Annotated in this window: 15 protein-coding genes and 1 pseudogene; 12 read left to right on the plus strand and 4 right to left on the minus strand. The window is 69.8% G+C overall.

Annotated features, from left to right (window positions below):
• Position 1: 1 nt before the first annotated feature.
• From ABD793_RS41685 to ABD793_RS41730, 10 genes and pseudogenes are all read left to right on the plus strand, one after another.
• Entirely contained in the window at positions 2-754 is a 753-nt protein-coding gene (locus ABD793_RS41685) for an anchored repeat-type ABC transporter ATP-binding subunit (protein ID WP_344869304.1), read from the plus strand.
• Entirely contained in the window at positions 751-1,623 is an 873-nt protein-coding gene (locus ABD793_RS41690; protein WP_344869306.1) for an anchored repeat-type ABC transporter permease subunit, read from the plus strand. Before ABD793_RS41685 ends, ABD793_RS41690 begins: the two co-directional genes overlap by 4 nt.
• Before the next feature lie 34 nt (positions 1,624-1,657).
• Complete coding sequence (locus ABD793_RS41695) at positions 1,658-2,302, plus strand: choice-of-anchor M domain-containing protein (protein ID WP_344869308.1); 645 nt, start codon at positions 1,658-1,660, stop codon at positions 2,300-2,302.
• An 87-nt stretch (positions 2,303-2,389) separates the two neighbouring features.
• A complete protein-coding gene (locus ABD793_RS41700; protein WP_344869309.1) occupies positions 2,390-3,925 on the plus strand; it encodes a TIGR03773 family transporter-associated surface protein in 1,536 nt (511 codons plus the stop codon).
• Positions 3,925-5,676, plus strand: coding sequence for a choice-of-anchor M domain-containing protein (locus ABD793_RS41705; protein ID WP_344869311.1), 1,752 nt, complete (start codon positions 3,925-3,927; stop codon positions 5,674-5,676). The genes ABD793_RS41700 and ABD793_RS41705 overlap by 1 nt, the downstream gene beginning before the upstream one ends.
• Before the next feature lie 41 nt (positions 5,677-5,717).
• The gene (locus ABD793_RS41710; RefSeq protein WP_344869313.1) at positions 5,718-7,463 is read left to right on the plus strand and encodes a choice-of-anchor M domain-containing protein; all 1,746 of its coding nucleotides are present in this window, start codon (positions 5,718-5,720) and stop codon (positions 7,461-7,463) included.
• Entirely contained in the window at positions 7,460-8,308 is an 849-nt protein-coding gene (locus tag ABD793_RS41715; RefSeq protein ID WP_344869315.1) for a TIGR03773 family transporter-associated surface protein, read from the plus strand. The genes ABD793_RS41710 and ABD793_RS41715 overlap by 4 nt, the downstream gene beginning before the upstream one ends.
• 5 nt (positions 8,309-8,313) lie before the next feature.
• The gene (locus tag ABD793_RS41720; protein WP_344869317.1) at positions 8,314-8,505 is read left to right on the plus strand and encodes a hypothetical protein; all 192 of its coding nucleotides are present in this window, start codon (positions 8,314-8,316) and stop codon (positions 8,503-8,505) included.
• A 51-nt stretch (positions 8,506-8,556) separates the two neighbouring features.
• Positions 8,557-8,837 (plus strand): annotated as a pseudogene (locus ABD793_RS42950) (serine hydrolase domain-containing protein).
• Positions 8,838-8,861: 24 nt separating this feature from the next.
• On the plus strand, positions 8,862-9,116 hold the full coding sequence (locus tag ABD793_RS41730) for a hypothetical protein (RefSeq protein ID WP_344869321.1): 255 nt from the start codon (positions 8,862-8,864) through the stop codon (positions 9,114-9,116).
• A gap of 80 nt (positions 9,117-9,196) precedes the next feature.
• Here the strand turns inward: ABD793_RS41730 and ABD793_RS41735 are convergent, their stop codons facing one another.
• From ABD793_RS41735 to ABD793_RS41750, 4 genes are all read right to left on the minus strand, one after another.
• On the minus strand, positions 9,197-9,931 hold the full coding sequence (locus ABD793_RS41735; RefSeq protein ID WP_344869323.1) for an SAM-dependent methyltransferase: 735 nt from the start codon (positions 9,929-9,931) through the stop codon (positions 9,197-9,199).
• Positions 9,932-9,945: 14 nt separating this feature from the next.
• Complete coding sequence (locus ABD793_RS41740) at positions 9,946-10,731, minus strand: alpha/beta hydrolase fold domain-containing protein (protein WP_344869324.1); 786 nt, start codon at positions 10,729-10,731, stop codon at positions 9,946-9,948.
• Between the two features lie 619 nt (positions 10,732-11,350).
• Positions 11,351-11,521, minus strand: coding sequence for a hypothetical protein (locus ABD793_RS41745; RefSeq protein WP_344869326.1), 171 nt, complete (start codon positions 11,519-11,521; stop codon positions 11,351-11,353).
• 502 nt (positions 11,522-12,023) lie between these two features.
• Positions 12,024-12,854, minus strand: a complete 831-nt coding sequence (locus tag ABD793_RS41750) for a helix-turn-helix domain-containing protein (protein ID WP_344869328.1) — start codon at positions 12,852-12,854, stop codon at positions 12,024-12,026.
• Positions 12,855-12,967: 113 nt separating this feature from the next.
• Here ABD793_RS41750 and ABD793_RS41755 point away from each other — a divergent pair, with 113 nt between their 5' ends.
• Together ABD793_RS41755 and ABD793_RS41760 are read left to right on the plus strand one after the other, a co-directional pair.
• Positions 12,968-14,371 (plus strand): DHA2 family efflux MFS transporter permease subunit, encoded by a 1,404-nt coding sequence (locus ABD793_RS41755; RefSeq protein WP_344869329.1) that lies wholly within the window; start codon positions 12,968-12,970, stop codon positions 14,369-14,371.
• Positions 14,275-14,686, plus strand: a 412-nt coding sequence (locus tag ABD793_RS41760; protein ID WP_344869331.1) for an HAD-IC family P-type ATPase, incomplete at its 3' end; no start/stop codon positions are given. The genes ABD793_RS41755 and ABD793_RS41760, both read left to right, overlap by 97 nt.

A 14,686-nucleotide genomic window follows, 5' to 3' on the forward strand; every position in this document is an offset into this window, starting at 1 on the left:
GATGGCGGAGCGGCAACTGGCGCTGAGCGGCGTCGCCGTCGAACTCGGTGGCAGGCAGGTTCTCCACGACGTCGACCTGAACCTGGACGAAGGGGAACTGGTCGGGCTGCTCGGCCCGAACGGAGCCGGAAAGACGACTCTGTTGCGCACGATCCTCGCGTTGCAACCGGCGCGCACGGGCACCCTGCGGGTCGGCGGGCGGTCTCCGGCCGAAGCCCGTGGCACCGTCGGCTACGTACCGCAACGACACGAGTTCGCCTGGGATTTCCCAATTTCCGTCGAGAAGGCCGTTCTCACCGGGCTGGCACACCGGCGGCGGTGGGGCCGGATCGCCGACAAAAACGAGCGCGAAGCGGCGCGTGAGGCACTGCGGCGGGTCGGCATGAACGACCTCGCTTCCCGCCCCGTCGGCGAGCTGTCCGGCGGGCAGCGGCAACGGGTGCTCGTCGCCCGCGCGCTGGTGATGCGGCCTCGTCTGCTTCTGCTGGACGAGCCGTTCACCGGCATCGACGCGCCGACCCAGGAGGCGCTCACCGAACTGCTGTCCCTGCTGTCCACCGAGGGGACCGCCCTGCTGATGACCACGCACGACCTCGCCGCCGCCGCAGGGATGTGCACCCGATTGTGCCTGCTCAACCGCACCGTCATCGCCGACGACGAACCGGCTCGGCTGGCCGAGGCCGACGTGTGGCTGCGTGCGTTCGGGCTCGCCCGGCCGGAGCAGCTGCTGCGCATCCTCGGCGGTGCTGCGTGAACGGGGTCCTGGAATTCCTTGCGGGGCCGTGGGAGTACGACTTTTGGCGGCGCGCGCTGCTGGTCGCGGTGATGTCGGGCGCGGTGTGCGGGGTGATCGGCAGCCACGTCGTCCTGCGCGGGATGGCTTTCATCGGCGATGCGGTGGCGCACTCGGTGTTCCCGGGCGTCGCGGTGGCGTTCGTGTTCGGGTTCGACCTCGTCGTGGGCGGTGCTGTCGCGGGGCTGCTGACCGCGTTGCTGGTGGCCGTGTTCTCCCAGAACCGTCGGCTCAAAGAGGACTCGGTGATCGGGATCTTCTTCGCTGCCGCGTTCGGGCTCGGTATCGTGGTGCTCAGCACCGCCCCCGGCTACAGCGGGTCGCTGGAGTCGTTCCTGTTCGGCTCGATCCTCGGGATCAGCGACGACGATGTCCGCAACGTCGCGGTGATCGGGGCTTTGCTGCTGGCGCTGGCGGCGCTGCTGCACACCAAACTCGTCGCCGCGAGCCTGGACCGGGAACAGGCCCGCGCGCTGGGGATGCCGGTGTTCTGGCTGGACATCGCGCTCTACGCGATGGTCACGCTCGCCATCGTGATCTCCCTGCAGGCGGTGGGCAACGTGCTGGTGCTGGCGCTGCTGATCACCCCGGCGGGCGCGGCGCGGCTGCTGACCGACCGGCTGGGCGTGATGATGCTGCTCGCCCCGGCAATGGGCGCAGGCAGCTGCGTGGTCGGGCTGTACCTGTCCTACGCCTGGGATCTCGCCGCCGGCGGGCTGGTCGTGCTCACTGTCACCGCGGCCTTCCTGCTGTGCTGGTTCCTCGCGCCGCGGCACGGGTTGCTGGCGAAGCTGCGGGCCCGCCCGGCTCCGGCTGTCGATTCGCGTTGATTCCGGTTTTCCGTCCAGAGAGAGGAAATTCACCATGAGATTGACCAGAATCGTCCCGGTGGCTGCGATGGCGGCCGCCGCGATGCTCGGCGGAGCCGCGGTCGCGCAGGCCGCCCCGGTCGTCATCTCCGCGGGCCACGTCGACGTCGTCGAGGCGGAGTACGAGGACGGCGCGATCGAGGTCCACCTGCACGACCACACCGTCGACCCGGCGGTGGACCGGGAGCCGGCAGACGTGGTCCTCGAAGCGGTGTCGAGCACCAAGATCACCGTGCCGGCGGACCCGGCGTACGCCTTCCTCGGTTCCGCGGGCAGCCCGGTGTGGGTCCTTCCGCAGGACCAGCAGGACGGCGTGCTCTTCGCCGGGTTCAGCGCGGAAAACGTCGAGTCGGGCACGTTCGCCGGCGACAAACTCGACGTCGCGCTCACCGGGATCACCGGTCCCGGGGAAGTCGCGGTGTTCGACACCGACGGCTCAGGCGCGCCGACCGTTCTCTACGACACCGGCGACGGCCTGCCGGACGTGCACGCCTTCCACGCCGGGGACCACCACCACACCAACTGGGCTTTCACCGCATCAGGGACTTACACCGTGACGTTCGACGTCACCGCCACGCTGCCCGACGGCACGGTGGTCGACTCGGGTCCCGCCGCGTACACGTTCCAGGTCGACGCCTGAGCTTTCAGGCTTCGCGAGTGCTGAACCCGTGCGGCCCGGAGCTCTCCGGGCCGCACGGTCTCCTTCCATCCGGTCAAGGACACAGACATGCCTGCTCCCAACGGAATTCTCCGGCACACGTTTGTCGTGTGCACGTTTTTCACGGCCAGTGCGCTCGTGCCGTCCGCTGTGGCGGACGCGGCGACGGCGTCGCTGCCGGCGAACCAGCTCGCGGTGGTCACGGCCGAGGACGACACCGTGCGCGTTTGGGTCGCCGACGGCGACGGCGGGGCCCTGCTCGACCCGGCCGGCGTGGTGCTGCACGCACAGCAGCACACCGCGATGACCGACGGCGCGGGGGGTCTGCCCGACTGGGACACCACGAGCCTGCCCTCCGGCGAGGCAGGCTGGACGCTCGACTCAGTGCAGGGGCCCGGCCGGTTCCGGGCATACACCGTCGAAGACGGACTGCAGGTGCCCCGGTTCGACAGTTCCACGATGGACAGCGCAAGGCCGGAGACCTACGCGATGCCCGCCGGGCGCAGCGGCGACTTCGGCTGGGTCTTCGACGCTCCTGGTCGCTACCGGGTCGCGTTCACCGTCTCGGCGACCCTCGCTTCGGGCCGTTCGGTGTCTGCCCCGGCGATCTATACCGTCGATGTCGCCGCAGAGACATCTGCGGTACCTGATCAGCCCGCTGCGACGTCGCCTGCGCCGGAACATCCCCGCACGGAAAACCCGGTGCCTGCGGCGTGGGGCCACTCCCCGGCTCAACCCCCAGCGCAGGCCGGAGGCGTGCCAACGGCCGCAGCGGCGGGCACCGGCGACACCGCGTCCGGCCACGTCGTACTCGGTGAGGGGCACGTCGACGCGCTCGCACCCCGGATCGTCGGCAACAAGTTCCAGATCCAGGTCAAAGACAGCACCCAGGCCGGCAAGGTCACGTGGCGCCGCCCCGCCGATGTCGTGTTCCAGGTGCGCCCGGCAGCGCGGTTCCCGCTGCCCGACAACGACAAGCTCTCGTTCGCGGGCAAACCCGGCGACCTGGTGTATCTGATCCCGCAGGTGCAGCAGGACGGTGTCATCTGGGCGGGCTGGAGCACTGAGGCGCTGACGCCGCAGCAGATCGCGGGTTCGGTGTCCTGCACTCTCACCTCCGTGCAAGGGCCAGCCCCCGTGGCGATCTTCACCACCGGCACCTTCGGCGATGAGAAATTACTGCTGGGCAACGCCCCGGGCACGCCGACCGCCATGCAGGTACCCCTCGCCACGCACGCGCACGCGAACTGGATTTTCCCAAAGGAGGGCATCTACCGGCTTACTTTCGCTCTGACCGCGAAGCAGGCCGGTGGCAGCACTTACACCGACACCCAGACTTACGGTTTCGCAGTCGGCAACGCCGATCCCGAGCAGGCATTCGGGCCCGGGACGCCCACGAATGGCACCGGCGGAACGGCTGCCGGGCAGGACCAGCGGCAACCGGGCTCCGCAGGCGCGCCCGATTCCGGTGGCAACGATCGGCTCGCCTACACCGGGTTCTCCGCGGTCCTGCCGCTGAGCGCGGGCGGGGCGATGCTCGTCGCCGGCAGCGGGCTCGTATTCTTCGCGAGTCGTCGCCGCGCTCGCGTGGGAGACGGACGCTGATGCGCGCCCAAAAGTGCTTCGCCAGTGTCGTCGCAGGCGTCTTGTCGGTGTCCGTTCTCGCGGGAGCGCTCGCCTTGGGCGGGGGACCGGCGTCCGCCGCATCGCGGCCCGACCCGATTGCCCCGGGCGGAGTCGGCGAGGCTGTGCCGGCCGGCAGCAAGTTCGTCCTGGAACACGGTCACATCGACGTGCTCGCCCCGGTTCTGGACGGCCGCGGGCTGCACGTGGAGTCCAAGGACAGCTCGATGGCGGGCAAGCCGGTGAAGTGGCGCGACCCCGAGGACCTGGTCCTCCACGTCCAGCCGCAGACCACGTTCACGGTGCCCGACCGCGCGGACTTCGCCGAGATCGGCGCCCCCGGGCAGAAGCTGTGGACGATCCGCCAGCAGGAAACCGATCTGGCGGCCAACGTGTGGGCGGGCTGGAGCACGGAGGCGATTAACCCGCCGGGCGATCAGCAGTTCGCCGGGGACCACCTCGACTGGAGCCTGGACGCCGTCGACGGCCCGGGCACGGCGGCGCTGTGGATGAACGCGACCTTCAACGCCGGTCCGCGGATGCTGCTCAACGGCGCGAAACCGCTGCCGCAGACCACGCCGATGACGATGTTCACCCACAGCCACGTCAACTGGACCTTCAGTGCGCAGGGCGTCTACCGCATGAAGTTCACCGTCGCGGGCAAACTCGCCGACAGCACGGCGGTCAGCGACACGGTGACGCTCGCGCTGGCAGTGGGCGAGGTCGACCCGTCGTCCGTGGAGCCGGGCGAAGGGGCCACGCCGCCGACCTCGTCGAGCACGACCACGGTGCCGTCGAGCAGCTCCACGGCGCCGACGTCTTCCGCACCGGGCACCGCCTCGACGGTGCCTGGTGTGCCCGAGGACGACCTCGAGCCGGAGGCGATCGTGCTGGACTCGGGGCACGTGGACGCCCTCGCCCCGCGCATCGCCTCGGACGGCCGGCTGCGCGTGGACATCAAGGACAGCACCGGCCTCGGCGGCGCCGGGGTGCCCGAACCCGCTTGGCGGTCGCCGGACCGCACGGTGTTCCACGTCGTCCCCGCGGCGAAGCAGACTCTGCCCGACGACCCGGTCTTCGGGTTCCTCGGCGAACCGGGAGCACCGGTGTGGCTGATCCCGCAGACCCAAGACCCCGCGATCGTGTGGGCGGGCTGGAGCACCGAGGCGCTATCGCCGGAGCAGGCACCGCCCGGCGTCGAGTGGAGCCTGGCCAAGGTCGCAGGCCCCGGCAGCGTCGCGGTCTTCCAGAACGACGCGGTGGGCGGGATCTCCAGCAAGGTATTCGACAGCAGGCAGGCGCTGCCGCAGTCTTCGCAGGTCGGCCTCGGCACCCATGCGCACGCGAACTGGGCGTTCTCCGCAGCGGGCATCTACCACCTGACTTTCACGGTCACGTCCACTGCGCCAAGCGGAGAAACGTTGCGGGACACGAAGGTCTACAACTTCGCCGTCGGCGACGTCGACCCGAGGGCCGCCTTCCCATCCGGCACGACCCCTGGTCCGAGCTCGTCCGTTTCGACCAGTACGGCACCCGTCGGGAAGCGCGGCGGTCCAGAGGATCCGGCGGCGGGCGGGGCTCCCGGCCCTGCCGCGGAAACCCAGGCGCTCGCCCGGACCGGCGCGCAGCCGGGAGCGTTCGTCGCTCTCGGGCTGGCCACCGTAATCGCCGGTACCTGCCTGCTCGTGCTCGCACGCCGCAGCGGCCGTACCGGTACCCCGCAGGGCAGCTGAGCTTCCGCTCGGCTGCCGATGCTCGTCCCGAAAGGAAGTTCGTGCACCATCCAGTACTACGGCGGCGCTCCGCGCGTCTTGCCGCCCTGCTCGCCGCGTTCGCCGGCGCGACGACGCTGCTTGCGCCGGTGCCGGCCTCCGCTTTCGACCCCGCGGCCGACCGCGAGGTCATGGGCGCGGGCAAGCATGTCGACACGATCTATCCCGAGGTCCGCGACGGCAAGCTGGCCATCCGCTCCTTGACCCCGAACGGCGTCAAGGAGCCGGAGAACCTGGTCCTGCATATCCCCGAGACCGACAGCTCCCACGTGAAGCTGCCCGCGGGGTACGGCTTCCTCGGCCCGGAAGGCACCGAAGCCTGGGTCACCACCGAGGCACAGGACCAGTCCGTCGTGTGGCCGGGCTGGTCGTTTGAGGGCATCCAGCGCGGCCTGCTCAAGGGCACCGTCAAGATCAGCTACACCGGCTTCAGCTACGCCGGCGACGCGACCGCACCGAGGTTCGCCGTCACCCAACCCGGCGGGTTCGACCACACCAAGGTCAGCCAGCTGCTTGTGCCGGGCTCGGTGTTCACCTCGGTCAGCGGCGAGGTCGGCGCGCACACGCACGCCACCTGGACCTTCACCGCGAAGGGGACTTACGACATCGGGTTCACGGTTTCGGCGAGCCTCGCCGACGGCACGCCGGTGTCCGACGACGCCACGGTGCGCTTCCAGGTCGGCGATCTGGCCGACACTCCGGCGGACCCGGTGAAGCAGCCGGATCCGCCCGCGGCGGCGTCGCTCGACCACTTGACCGTGGTGCCGAACAAAGTGGACGGAGAGTACTTCGTCGGCCAGACCGTCACCCTCACGGCCATGTTGCCCGCGGGCGCGGCGCTGGGTGGTTCCTACCGCTGGTACGCCACGAAACCCGGCAGGACCGCCCCCGTCCTCGACGAGAAGCAGAAAACGGCGACCTACGCCGAAAAGCCGACCCGTGCGCTCGACGGGACAACGGTGTACGTCGAACACGTGGGAGCGGACGGGGCTGTGCTCGACAAGTCGAAGCCGCAGAAGATCAGCGTCCGCGCGCTGCCGCCTACGACAACCCTGACGGTCACCCCCGACCGCCAGACATACCCTGCGGGAGCAACCGCTTCGTTCACCTCGGTGCAGAATCCGCCGACGGCCGACGAGCACTACCACTGGTATCTGCGCAAGCCGGGGGAGGACTCCTACGAGTGGATCGAGGAATCCCGCCTGGCTGATCAGAAGCTGCTGATCACGGCGGACCTCGACGGCGCGGAGATCACGGCACGGTTGTTCAACGCCGACCATGCCATTCTCAGCGAGTCCGCGCCGCTGCGGATCTCGGTCTCCGACGCCACCGGAGCCGCCACGAACGTGCGAGTGACCTCCGCGAAGCCGACGTATGCCCCGGGAGAGACCACGACGTTCACCGCAGTCGGCGCCGCACCGGACAGCGTCATCGACTGGTCGGTGCGCAAGAACGGCGAGAACGAGTACGCCGCGCTCGGCGACAGCCACGGCAGCACGCTGAGCCAGAAGGTCGACGCTGCCTGGCACGGCGCCGAAATCCGCGCGGTCGTCCGCGACGGTTCGGGCGCACAGGTCGGCGAAGCGATGGTGCCTGTCGTGCGCGTCGAGAACCCAGTTGCCCCGCGCGGACAAGATGTCTCAAGCGGCGTGCCCGCGGGACTCGTTATCGGCGGCGTGGCGGTTCTGGTGTTACTGATCGGCGGTGGGGTGTTCTTCGCCCGCTTGCGGAGCAAGACCAAGGCATGAAGTCCAGGTCCAACGCTGCCCGGCGTGGCGTCGACGGCAGCTGCCGACGGCACGCCGGGCGGCTGCTTGCCGTGTTCGTCGCGGCTATGCTCGGTTTTCTCGGCTGTCCGGCCGGAATGGCGTTCGCAGAGGAAGCAGGACGGCCGATCGAGATCCGCGACGGCCACCTCGACATCGGCCCCGCGCTCGACAACGGACACTGGAACATCCGCATCAAGGACGACTCCTCGGGTACCGCAACCTGGCGCGACCCCGGCGACGTCGTCCTCCGGGTGAGCGACGCGGCGAAATCCGCGGTGCCCGCTGGCGCCGGCTACGACTTCCTGGGCGCTGCCGGGAGCACTGTCTACCTCGTGCCGCAGACCCAGACGCCGGGTGTGGTCTGGGTCGGCTGGAACACTCGGCACCCGGGTCTGCTCGCTCAGCCACCCGCGTCGATTTCCCTTTCGCTGAAAGAAATCGAAGGTCCGGGCGCGCTGCACGTGTTCCTCGACTATGGCGGGTTCCGGCCCCCCGAAGCCGTCTGGGACAGCACCGGCCCGCCAGCTGAGCTGCCCGTCGCGCCCAACGTGCACACGCATGCGAACTGGGCGTTCAGCGCGCCAGGGGAGTACCGCACCAGCTTCACCGCAAAGATAACCCCGAAGGGCGCGGCACCGATCACGGTGTCGTCCGAAGTGCGGTTCCTTGTCGGCGACGCGACTCCAGCCGCGAATTCCGCCGACGGCGGCAGGCCGGCGATGACGTGGTGGCTGGTGGGCGTCGGGATCGCTGCAGTGGCCGGTGCGGGCGCCGCGATGGCGTGCATGCGCACTTGCCGATCTGGCAAAGTTACTGGCTCGTAGCGCAGGTGTCAGTCCACGCGGACGAGGACACGCCAAATTCCGCAGCCGAAACCATGATGCCAGCGAACATCGACGGGAAGAGTGACGAACGGTTCGGAGCACTGCGCGAAACCTTCGAGGATGAGCTTTCCCATGGCGACGAGCTCGGCGCGTCTGTCGCCGTGACCATCGACGGGGAGTTCGCGGTGGACCTGTGAGGCGAATGGCAGGATCAGGCGGAGGTCCTGCCATGGCAAACCGACCCGCTCGTGAGCGTCTTTTCCACGACGAAAACCGTGCTCTCCCTCGCCGCCCTCGTCCTCGTCGACGGGGGAGAACTCGACCTCGACACGCCGGTGGCCCGGCACTGGCCGGAGTTCGGGCGAACGGCAAACAAGGCGTCCTGATCCGGCACCTGCTGTCGCACACGTCTGGGCTGTCGGGCTGGGAGCAGCCAGGCACCGCCACGGAGCTGTACGACCTGCCGTTGTCCACCGCGCGACCGGCCGCGCAGGCACTGTGGTGGGAACCGGGTACCGCGTCCGGCTAGTACTCAGCCACCCAAGGCCACCTCGTGGGCGAGGTCGTCCTGCGCGTCACCGGCTTGACGGTCGGAAAGTTTGTCGTCCGGCACGTCGCCGGCCCGCTCGGCGCCGACTTCCACATCGGACTCGGCTCGGCCGAGCTCGCGTGTGTGGCTGACATCGTGCCTCCGCCGCCCCATGCTGGGACGCATCTGCGATGGATCCGGGCGACGTATGGTGAAGACGCGTTCATGAGCACCCGGTTCAACGCCGCACCCGAGGTGAACACCATGGCATGGCGGTGAGCGGGTTCGTCACCGACCCGGCTCGCGTGTACCTGGTGGCCACCCACAGCGGGATCATGCTGGCTTGATCGGCAAGACCATCAACGACTTCCCGAAGTTCGCGACCTTGCATTTCCCGGCAGCTCAGTAGCCGCGGCGCGCCGGCCTTCGGCCCGATGGATCAGCAGCACGTTGTCGGTGACAACCGCCGTCTGCCCGCCGGGGCCGGTCGCCGTACGGTGCGGAGTGTCGGCGCGCTCCACGCTCCAGACCGAGGGGTCGAGACCGAGTTCGGCGTAGACCTCGTGCGGGGTGGGGAAGTGCTTGTCGGGGTCCTGGTTCCACGACCACGGGGCGGTTGACCCGTGGTCGACTACGAGAAGGCGGCCTCCGGGGCGCAGTGCTTTTGCGGCTGTGCGGAGAACCGCGGCGCGCGGCAGCTCGAACGGGGTGTGGAAGTATTGCGCGGACACCAGATCGAAGGCTCCGCGGGGGAAAGTCTCGGCGAGGTCGTGTCGTTCGGTCGTGACGAGGCTGCCGAGATCTGCCTCTTTCGCCAGACGTTGCACCTTTTCGACCGCTGTGGTCGAGATGTCGGTGGCGGTGACCTGCCAGCCGCGCCGGGCGAGCCACAGGGTGTCGCCGCCGGCGCCACAGGCGAGGTCCAGCGCGGTGCCGGGCCGGAGTGGCTCGGCGGCTTCGACGAGCCGGGGATTGACCCTGGCTGCCCAGAGGTCGTGGTTGTCGCGCTGCCGGCGGTACAGGTTCTCCCAGAACTCGGCGGGATCCTCGTCGCCGGAGGGAGCTGTCGGGGCCGGGTCCGATCGTTGCGTCATGGAGCTTCTTCTCTCTAGGAGTTGTCGAGATGCTGCTTGAGGAAAGCGGCGGTGGTGTCGAGGATCCAGGGGGACTGGTAGCGAGGATCGCCGTGTCCGGTGCCGCCGAGCACCAGCAGGTGCGATTCGCGGCCTGCGGCGACGAGCGCCTCGTGCAGCCGTCGGCTCTGGGCGAGTGCCATCTGCTGGTCGCGGTCGCCGTGCATGATCAGCACTGGGGGCGCATGGTCGAGCCGCTGGTAAAGCGGGCTGGCCTGACGCGCCCGGTTCAAGTCTGGGGTTTCGATGTCGGTGCGCAGGTAGTCGACGTCCGGCGGGGTGCGCACGATCGCGCGTTCCATGTCGGTCCGTGCCAAGCGGGCCACGAGATCGGTGGGCCCGTAGCAGTCGACCACGGCGTCGATCCGGTCGTTTCCGCCAGGATCGGCGGGGGAGAGGGCCGCCATCAGCGAGAGGTGGCCGCCGGCCGATGCGCCCCAGCTGCCGATCTTGCCGGTGGCCAGCCGGTGCTCGGCGCCGTGTGCGCGCAGCCAGCGCACCGCCGCTTGGGCGTCATGGACGGACGCGGGAAACGCGCCTGCTTCGCCGAGCCGGTAGTCGATGCTGGCGACGGCTACCCCGCGGCCGGCCAGCCCCGCGCACAGCACGGCGTCGTCGGTGCGGTCGCCGAGGAACCAAGCGCCGCCGTGGATCCACAGGGCGACCGGATAAGGCCCAGGACCGGCGGGGACATACAGGTCGAGCAGCAGCGGCTGCTCGTCGGCGCGGGCGTATTCGAAAGTGAGCGCTGTCGGGGGCACCTGCCACAGGTTAATGAAAATCATTGCAAGTAACAACGTGGCCGAGCGGCGTGTGTGCCGGGGCGTGGGTGGAAGGCGCCCGCGCGCCGTTCGACGCGGAGTCCGTCGGGAAGCCGCACTGACGGGTTGGCAAGACTGCTGGCAGCGAACTTCGTTGCTGGCGGTGGGGCCCGGTGCCGGAAGGGGCGCGAGCCATGCGCGCTGCGCGCGCCGCTGACGGAGCCGCAGGACGGCGACTGCTGCTGTCGGCCGAGAACGGCAGTACGGCCGGGTCGATCGGAGCGGAAGGTGTTCGTCCTGGCCGGTGGATCCCGCTGGGCAGTGGTCGCGGGCTGGCGGTCGGTGCGGCGAGTTCAGGCCAGCATCCGGGTCAGCCGGTGCCAGCGGCGATGCCGGTGGCGGAACATGAGCCGGACGAAGATCCGGGTCGGTGCTCCGCGCTATCCGTCGTCGGTCTCGATCTCGTCGGTGTAGCGGCATCGGTGCTCGCCGAGCGGGCAGAACGTGAGGCGGTGCCGCCACGTGTGCACGGCCCGCCGTGCTCGTCGGTGCAGATCTCCAGCGGGCCCAGGCGCTCGACCGTGATGTGGTGAGTCCAGGAGGGGAACACGCCGAACCATCACAGCCGGGCCTTGTCGCGGGTGCCCGCTTCGATGTGCTCGGGCACGTCCATGCGATACAGCCGCAGCACCGGGCTCATGACGAACGCCACCACCTCCGGGTTACGGGCGAGCCGTGCCGCGGCATCGGCAGCGAGCGGCAGCTCGGTGGTACGCACCGTCCAGGCCATTTCTCGTCCTCTTGCTCGGTGCCGTGCGGTAACGAGAATGATTATCATCATCATGGCGACTGGGTGCCTTGCCGGGCGTGTCGGTGCGAGGCGATCGGGTCCGAACCGGAAAATGCCGGGTGCCGAGAATCGGCTTGCGTTCGGCGAAACCCGTGTGATTACCGGCGGCGCCGGTGTTGGCCGTACCCGCCCAGACCGTGTCACCGGCTGGCTTGCGGCATGGCCGAGGGCTGCGCCTTCGTGTGCCTGGAGGTGCTCTGATCGGTTCGGGCGGCGCGACGGTTCTTGCTGTTCGGGCAAGCGCGAGCAGTCCGGCGAGGACATCCAGATCATAGGCGGCGTGGTGGCGCCGGTCAGGGGCTGCGACCCGGCAGCGGACACCGAGACCCGCGCCACGGCTCGTCGGCGCTGCCTTTGTCCCGCTTGACCTCCGATGAGGGGACCGGTGCGTCTCCCCTCGTGCGGTCGATCGGCCGCCTCGGGCATTCCGGCCGCGGCTGGCCTAACGCAGCTGCGGCAGGTAGGTGCCGGGAGTCTGGCCGGTGACCCGGCGGAATGCGGCGATGAACGCACTCGGTTTGCGATAGCCGACTGCGCGGGCGGTGGCGTTCACTGGCGTGCCGCCGGCCAGCATCGGGACGGCGGCACGGATGCGGACCTGGGCACGCCAGTCGGCGAAGGTGAGCCCGGTTTCGGCGCGGAACAGCCGAGACAGGGTGCGGACGCTGGCATGGACGTGATCGGCCCAGGCGGCGAGTTCGCGCTGGTCGGCCGGGCGGGCGAGGAGTGCTTCGGCAATCGCGCGGGCGCGCGAGTCGGCGGGCATCGTGACGTGGATGTGGTGCGCGGGCAGCGGGGTGAGCAGCTCGAACATGAGCGCCTCGGCGGCCGGACGGGTGTGGTCACCGGGCGCGATGTCGTGCAAGTGGGTGGTGATCTCGCGCAGCAGCGGTCCGACGGCGAAGCTGGTGGGCTGGGTCCAGGTGAGCGGGCAGCGGTCGGCGGAAAAGGTGATAGTCACCATTTCGCCCGCGTGCAGCACGGAGCCGGCGTGCTCGATGCCCCCGGGTACCCAGAGCCCGTAGCCGGGCGGGATCAGCCAGTCGCGACTGGCGACGGTGCCCAGCAGCGTCGCGGTCGAACTCCACGTGAGCATCGGTTCCGGGTGCGAGTGCAGGTGCAGCAGTTCGCGGTCCCGGGCGGTGTCGCGGTCGACGCACAGGATGGGCGACGCCGCCGCGGCGCTCGCCGGCTGGGGATTCTCCGGCGAACCGCTCGAAGTCCGCCCGGCCGGGTTGGCCGGTCCGGGGTATCGCTTGGCCTCTCCGCGCACAGCCGCCAGCCTAACTTAGGGGTGCCTAACTTGAGGAGTGCGTGGCTGATGAACGACATGGTGACCGAGATCGGGGACCCGGTAGTGGTGCGCGCGGCGAAGGCGGTGCGGGCATGACCGTCTCCGCGGAGCCGTTCTCGCCTGCGCTGCGCCGATCGGTGGGGGTGGTGATGATCGGCGCGTCGCTGTCGTTCCTGGACTCGACGATCGTCAACGTCGCCGTGCACACCCTCTCGGCCGACTTGCGTGCCGGACTGGGGACGGTGCAGTGGGTGGTGACCGCTTACCTGCTCGCGCTCGCGGCGGTCATCCCGGTGACCGGCTGGGCGGCCCGTCGGTTCGGTGCCGCCCGGCTGTATGTCGCCGCGCTGGCGGTGTTCACCGCCGGGTCGGTGTTGTGCGCGTGTTCGCAGAGTGCGGGGATGCTGATCGCATCCCGGGCGCTGCAAGGCATCGGCGGCGGGGCGATTATGCCGGTCGGCACGATGATCTGGACCGCGCAGTCCGCCAAAGCGCAGATGGGGCGGGTGATGAGCCTGATTGCGGTGCCGATCGTGCTCGCCCCGACGCTCGGGCCCGCGCTCGGCGGTCTGCTCATCGAAGGCATCGGGTGGCGGGCGATCTTCTGGCTCAACGTCCCCTTCGGCGTCGCCGGCGTCGTGCTCGCCCTGTGGCTCCTGCCCCGGGGAAAGGATGGCGACGCGGGACGGCTGGACGTGACCGGCCTGATCCTGGCGTCCGTGGGGATCGTGGGCCTCACCTACGGCCTGGCCGAGATCGGCGTCGCGGCCGCATGGGACACGGCGGCGGTCGTCGCGCTGCTGATCGGGCTGGCCGCGCTGGTCGGCTTCGTCGGGCACGCCCTGCGGGCGAAGCGTCCGCTGCTCGACCTCAGGCTGTACGGCAACCGGGCATTCACCGCCGCGTCGGTCGCCCAGTTCGCCCTCGGTGCCGCGAATTTCGGCGGGATGATCCTGATGCCGCTGTATTTCCAGACCGTCCGCGGCGAGAGCGTGGTCCTCGCCGGGCTGCTGCTCGCTCCGACCGGGCTCGGCGCACTGCTCGCGGCACCGCTCACCGATCGCTACGGCGCCGGAATCACCGCCTTTACCGGCACCGTCGTCCTGGCGATCTCGACGATCCCGTTCGTGTTCTTGACCGCCACCACCCCGTACCTGCTGCTGTGTCTCGTCATGGTCTTCCGAGGCGTCGGCTTCGGGCTGTCGATCATCCCGGCGATGACCGCCGCCTACCGTGCCCTGCCTCCGGACAAGATCCCCGACGCCACTCCGCAGCTCAATGTCCTCCAGCGCGTAGGCGGCGCGATCGGCACCGCCGTGCTCACCGTCGTCCTCGCCGGCCAGTTCCGCGACCACCTCACGCCCGCCGGGCAGGCCAGTGGTTTCGCCGCCACGTTCTGGTGGGTCCTCGCGAGCACGATCGCCGCCGCGGTTCCGACCGTCGTGCTCGCCCGCGCCGAACAGCACGCCCGCCGCAGGGCCAGCGCCGCCACCTGAACAGGCCGATCCGTGCCCAGAGACGAATTGTGGTACGGCCGGAGGCGCACGAGGTGCTGGCCGGACTGCGCCGCGACGGGGTGCGGCGGATCGTGTTGCTCACCGGCGACCATCCGGAGACCGCACAGGCAGTCGCGGCGGAACTGGGTATCGCCGAGTTCCGTGCGCAGGTGCTGCCCGAGGACAAACAGGACGTGGTCCGGGCATTGCAGTCCGAGGGCCACACGGTCGCGGTCGTCGGCGACGGCACCAATGACGCCCCGGCGCTGGCGCTGGCCGACATCGGTATCGCGATGGGCGTCGCGGGCACCGACG

Origin of the sequence: Amycolatopsis ultiminotia (assembly GCF_039536925.1) — a bacterium.
In the GTDB taxonomy this organism is placed as follows: domain Bacteria; phylum Actinomycetota; class Actinomycetes; order Mycobacteriales; family Pseudonocardiaceae; genus Amycolatopsis; species Amycolatopsis ultiminotia.

Excerpts from the sequence above, each read along its gene's own strand:
- ABD793_RS41685 (WP_344869304.1), top strand. The coding sequence starts at position 2 with ATGGCGGAGCGGCAACTGGCGCTGAGCGGCGTCGCCGTCGAACTCGGT.
- ABD793_RS41695 (WP_344869308.1), top strand. The coding sequence starts at position 1,658 with ATGAGATTGACCAGAATCGTCCCGGTGGCTGCGATGGCGGCCGCCGCG.
- ABD793_RS41700 (WP_344869309.1), top strand. The coding sequence starts at position 2,390 with ATGCCTGCTCCCAACGGAATTCTCCGGCACACGTTTGTCGTGTGCACG.
- ABD793_RS41705 (WP_344869311.1), top strand. The coding sequence starts at position 3,925 with ATGCGCGCCCAAAAGTGCTTCGCCAGTGTCGTCGCAGGCGTCTTGTCG.
- ABD793_RS41715 (WP_344869315.1), top strand. The coding sequence starts at position 7,460 with ATGAAGTCCAGGTCCAACGCTGCCCGGCGTGGCGTCGACGGCAGCTGC.
- ABD793_RS41735 (WP_344869323.1), bottom strand. The coding sequence starts at position 9,931 with ATGACGCAACGATCGGACCCGGCCCCGACAGCTCCCTCCGGCGACGAG.
- ABD793_RS41745 (WP_344869326.1), bottom strand. The coding sequence starts at position 11,521 with ATGGCCTGGACGGTGCGTACCACCGAGCTGCCGCTCGCTGCCGATGCC.
- ABD793_RS41755 (WP_344869329.1), top strand. The coding sequence starts at position 12,968 with ATGACCGTCTCCGCGGAGCCGTTCTCGCCTGCGCTGCGCCGATCGGTG.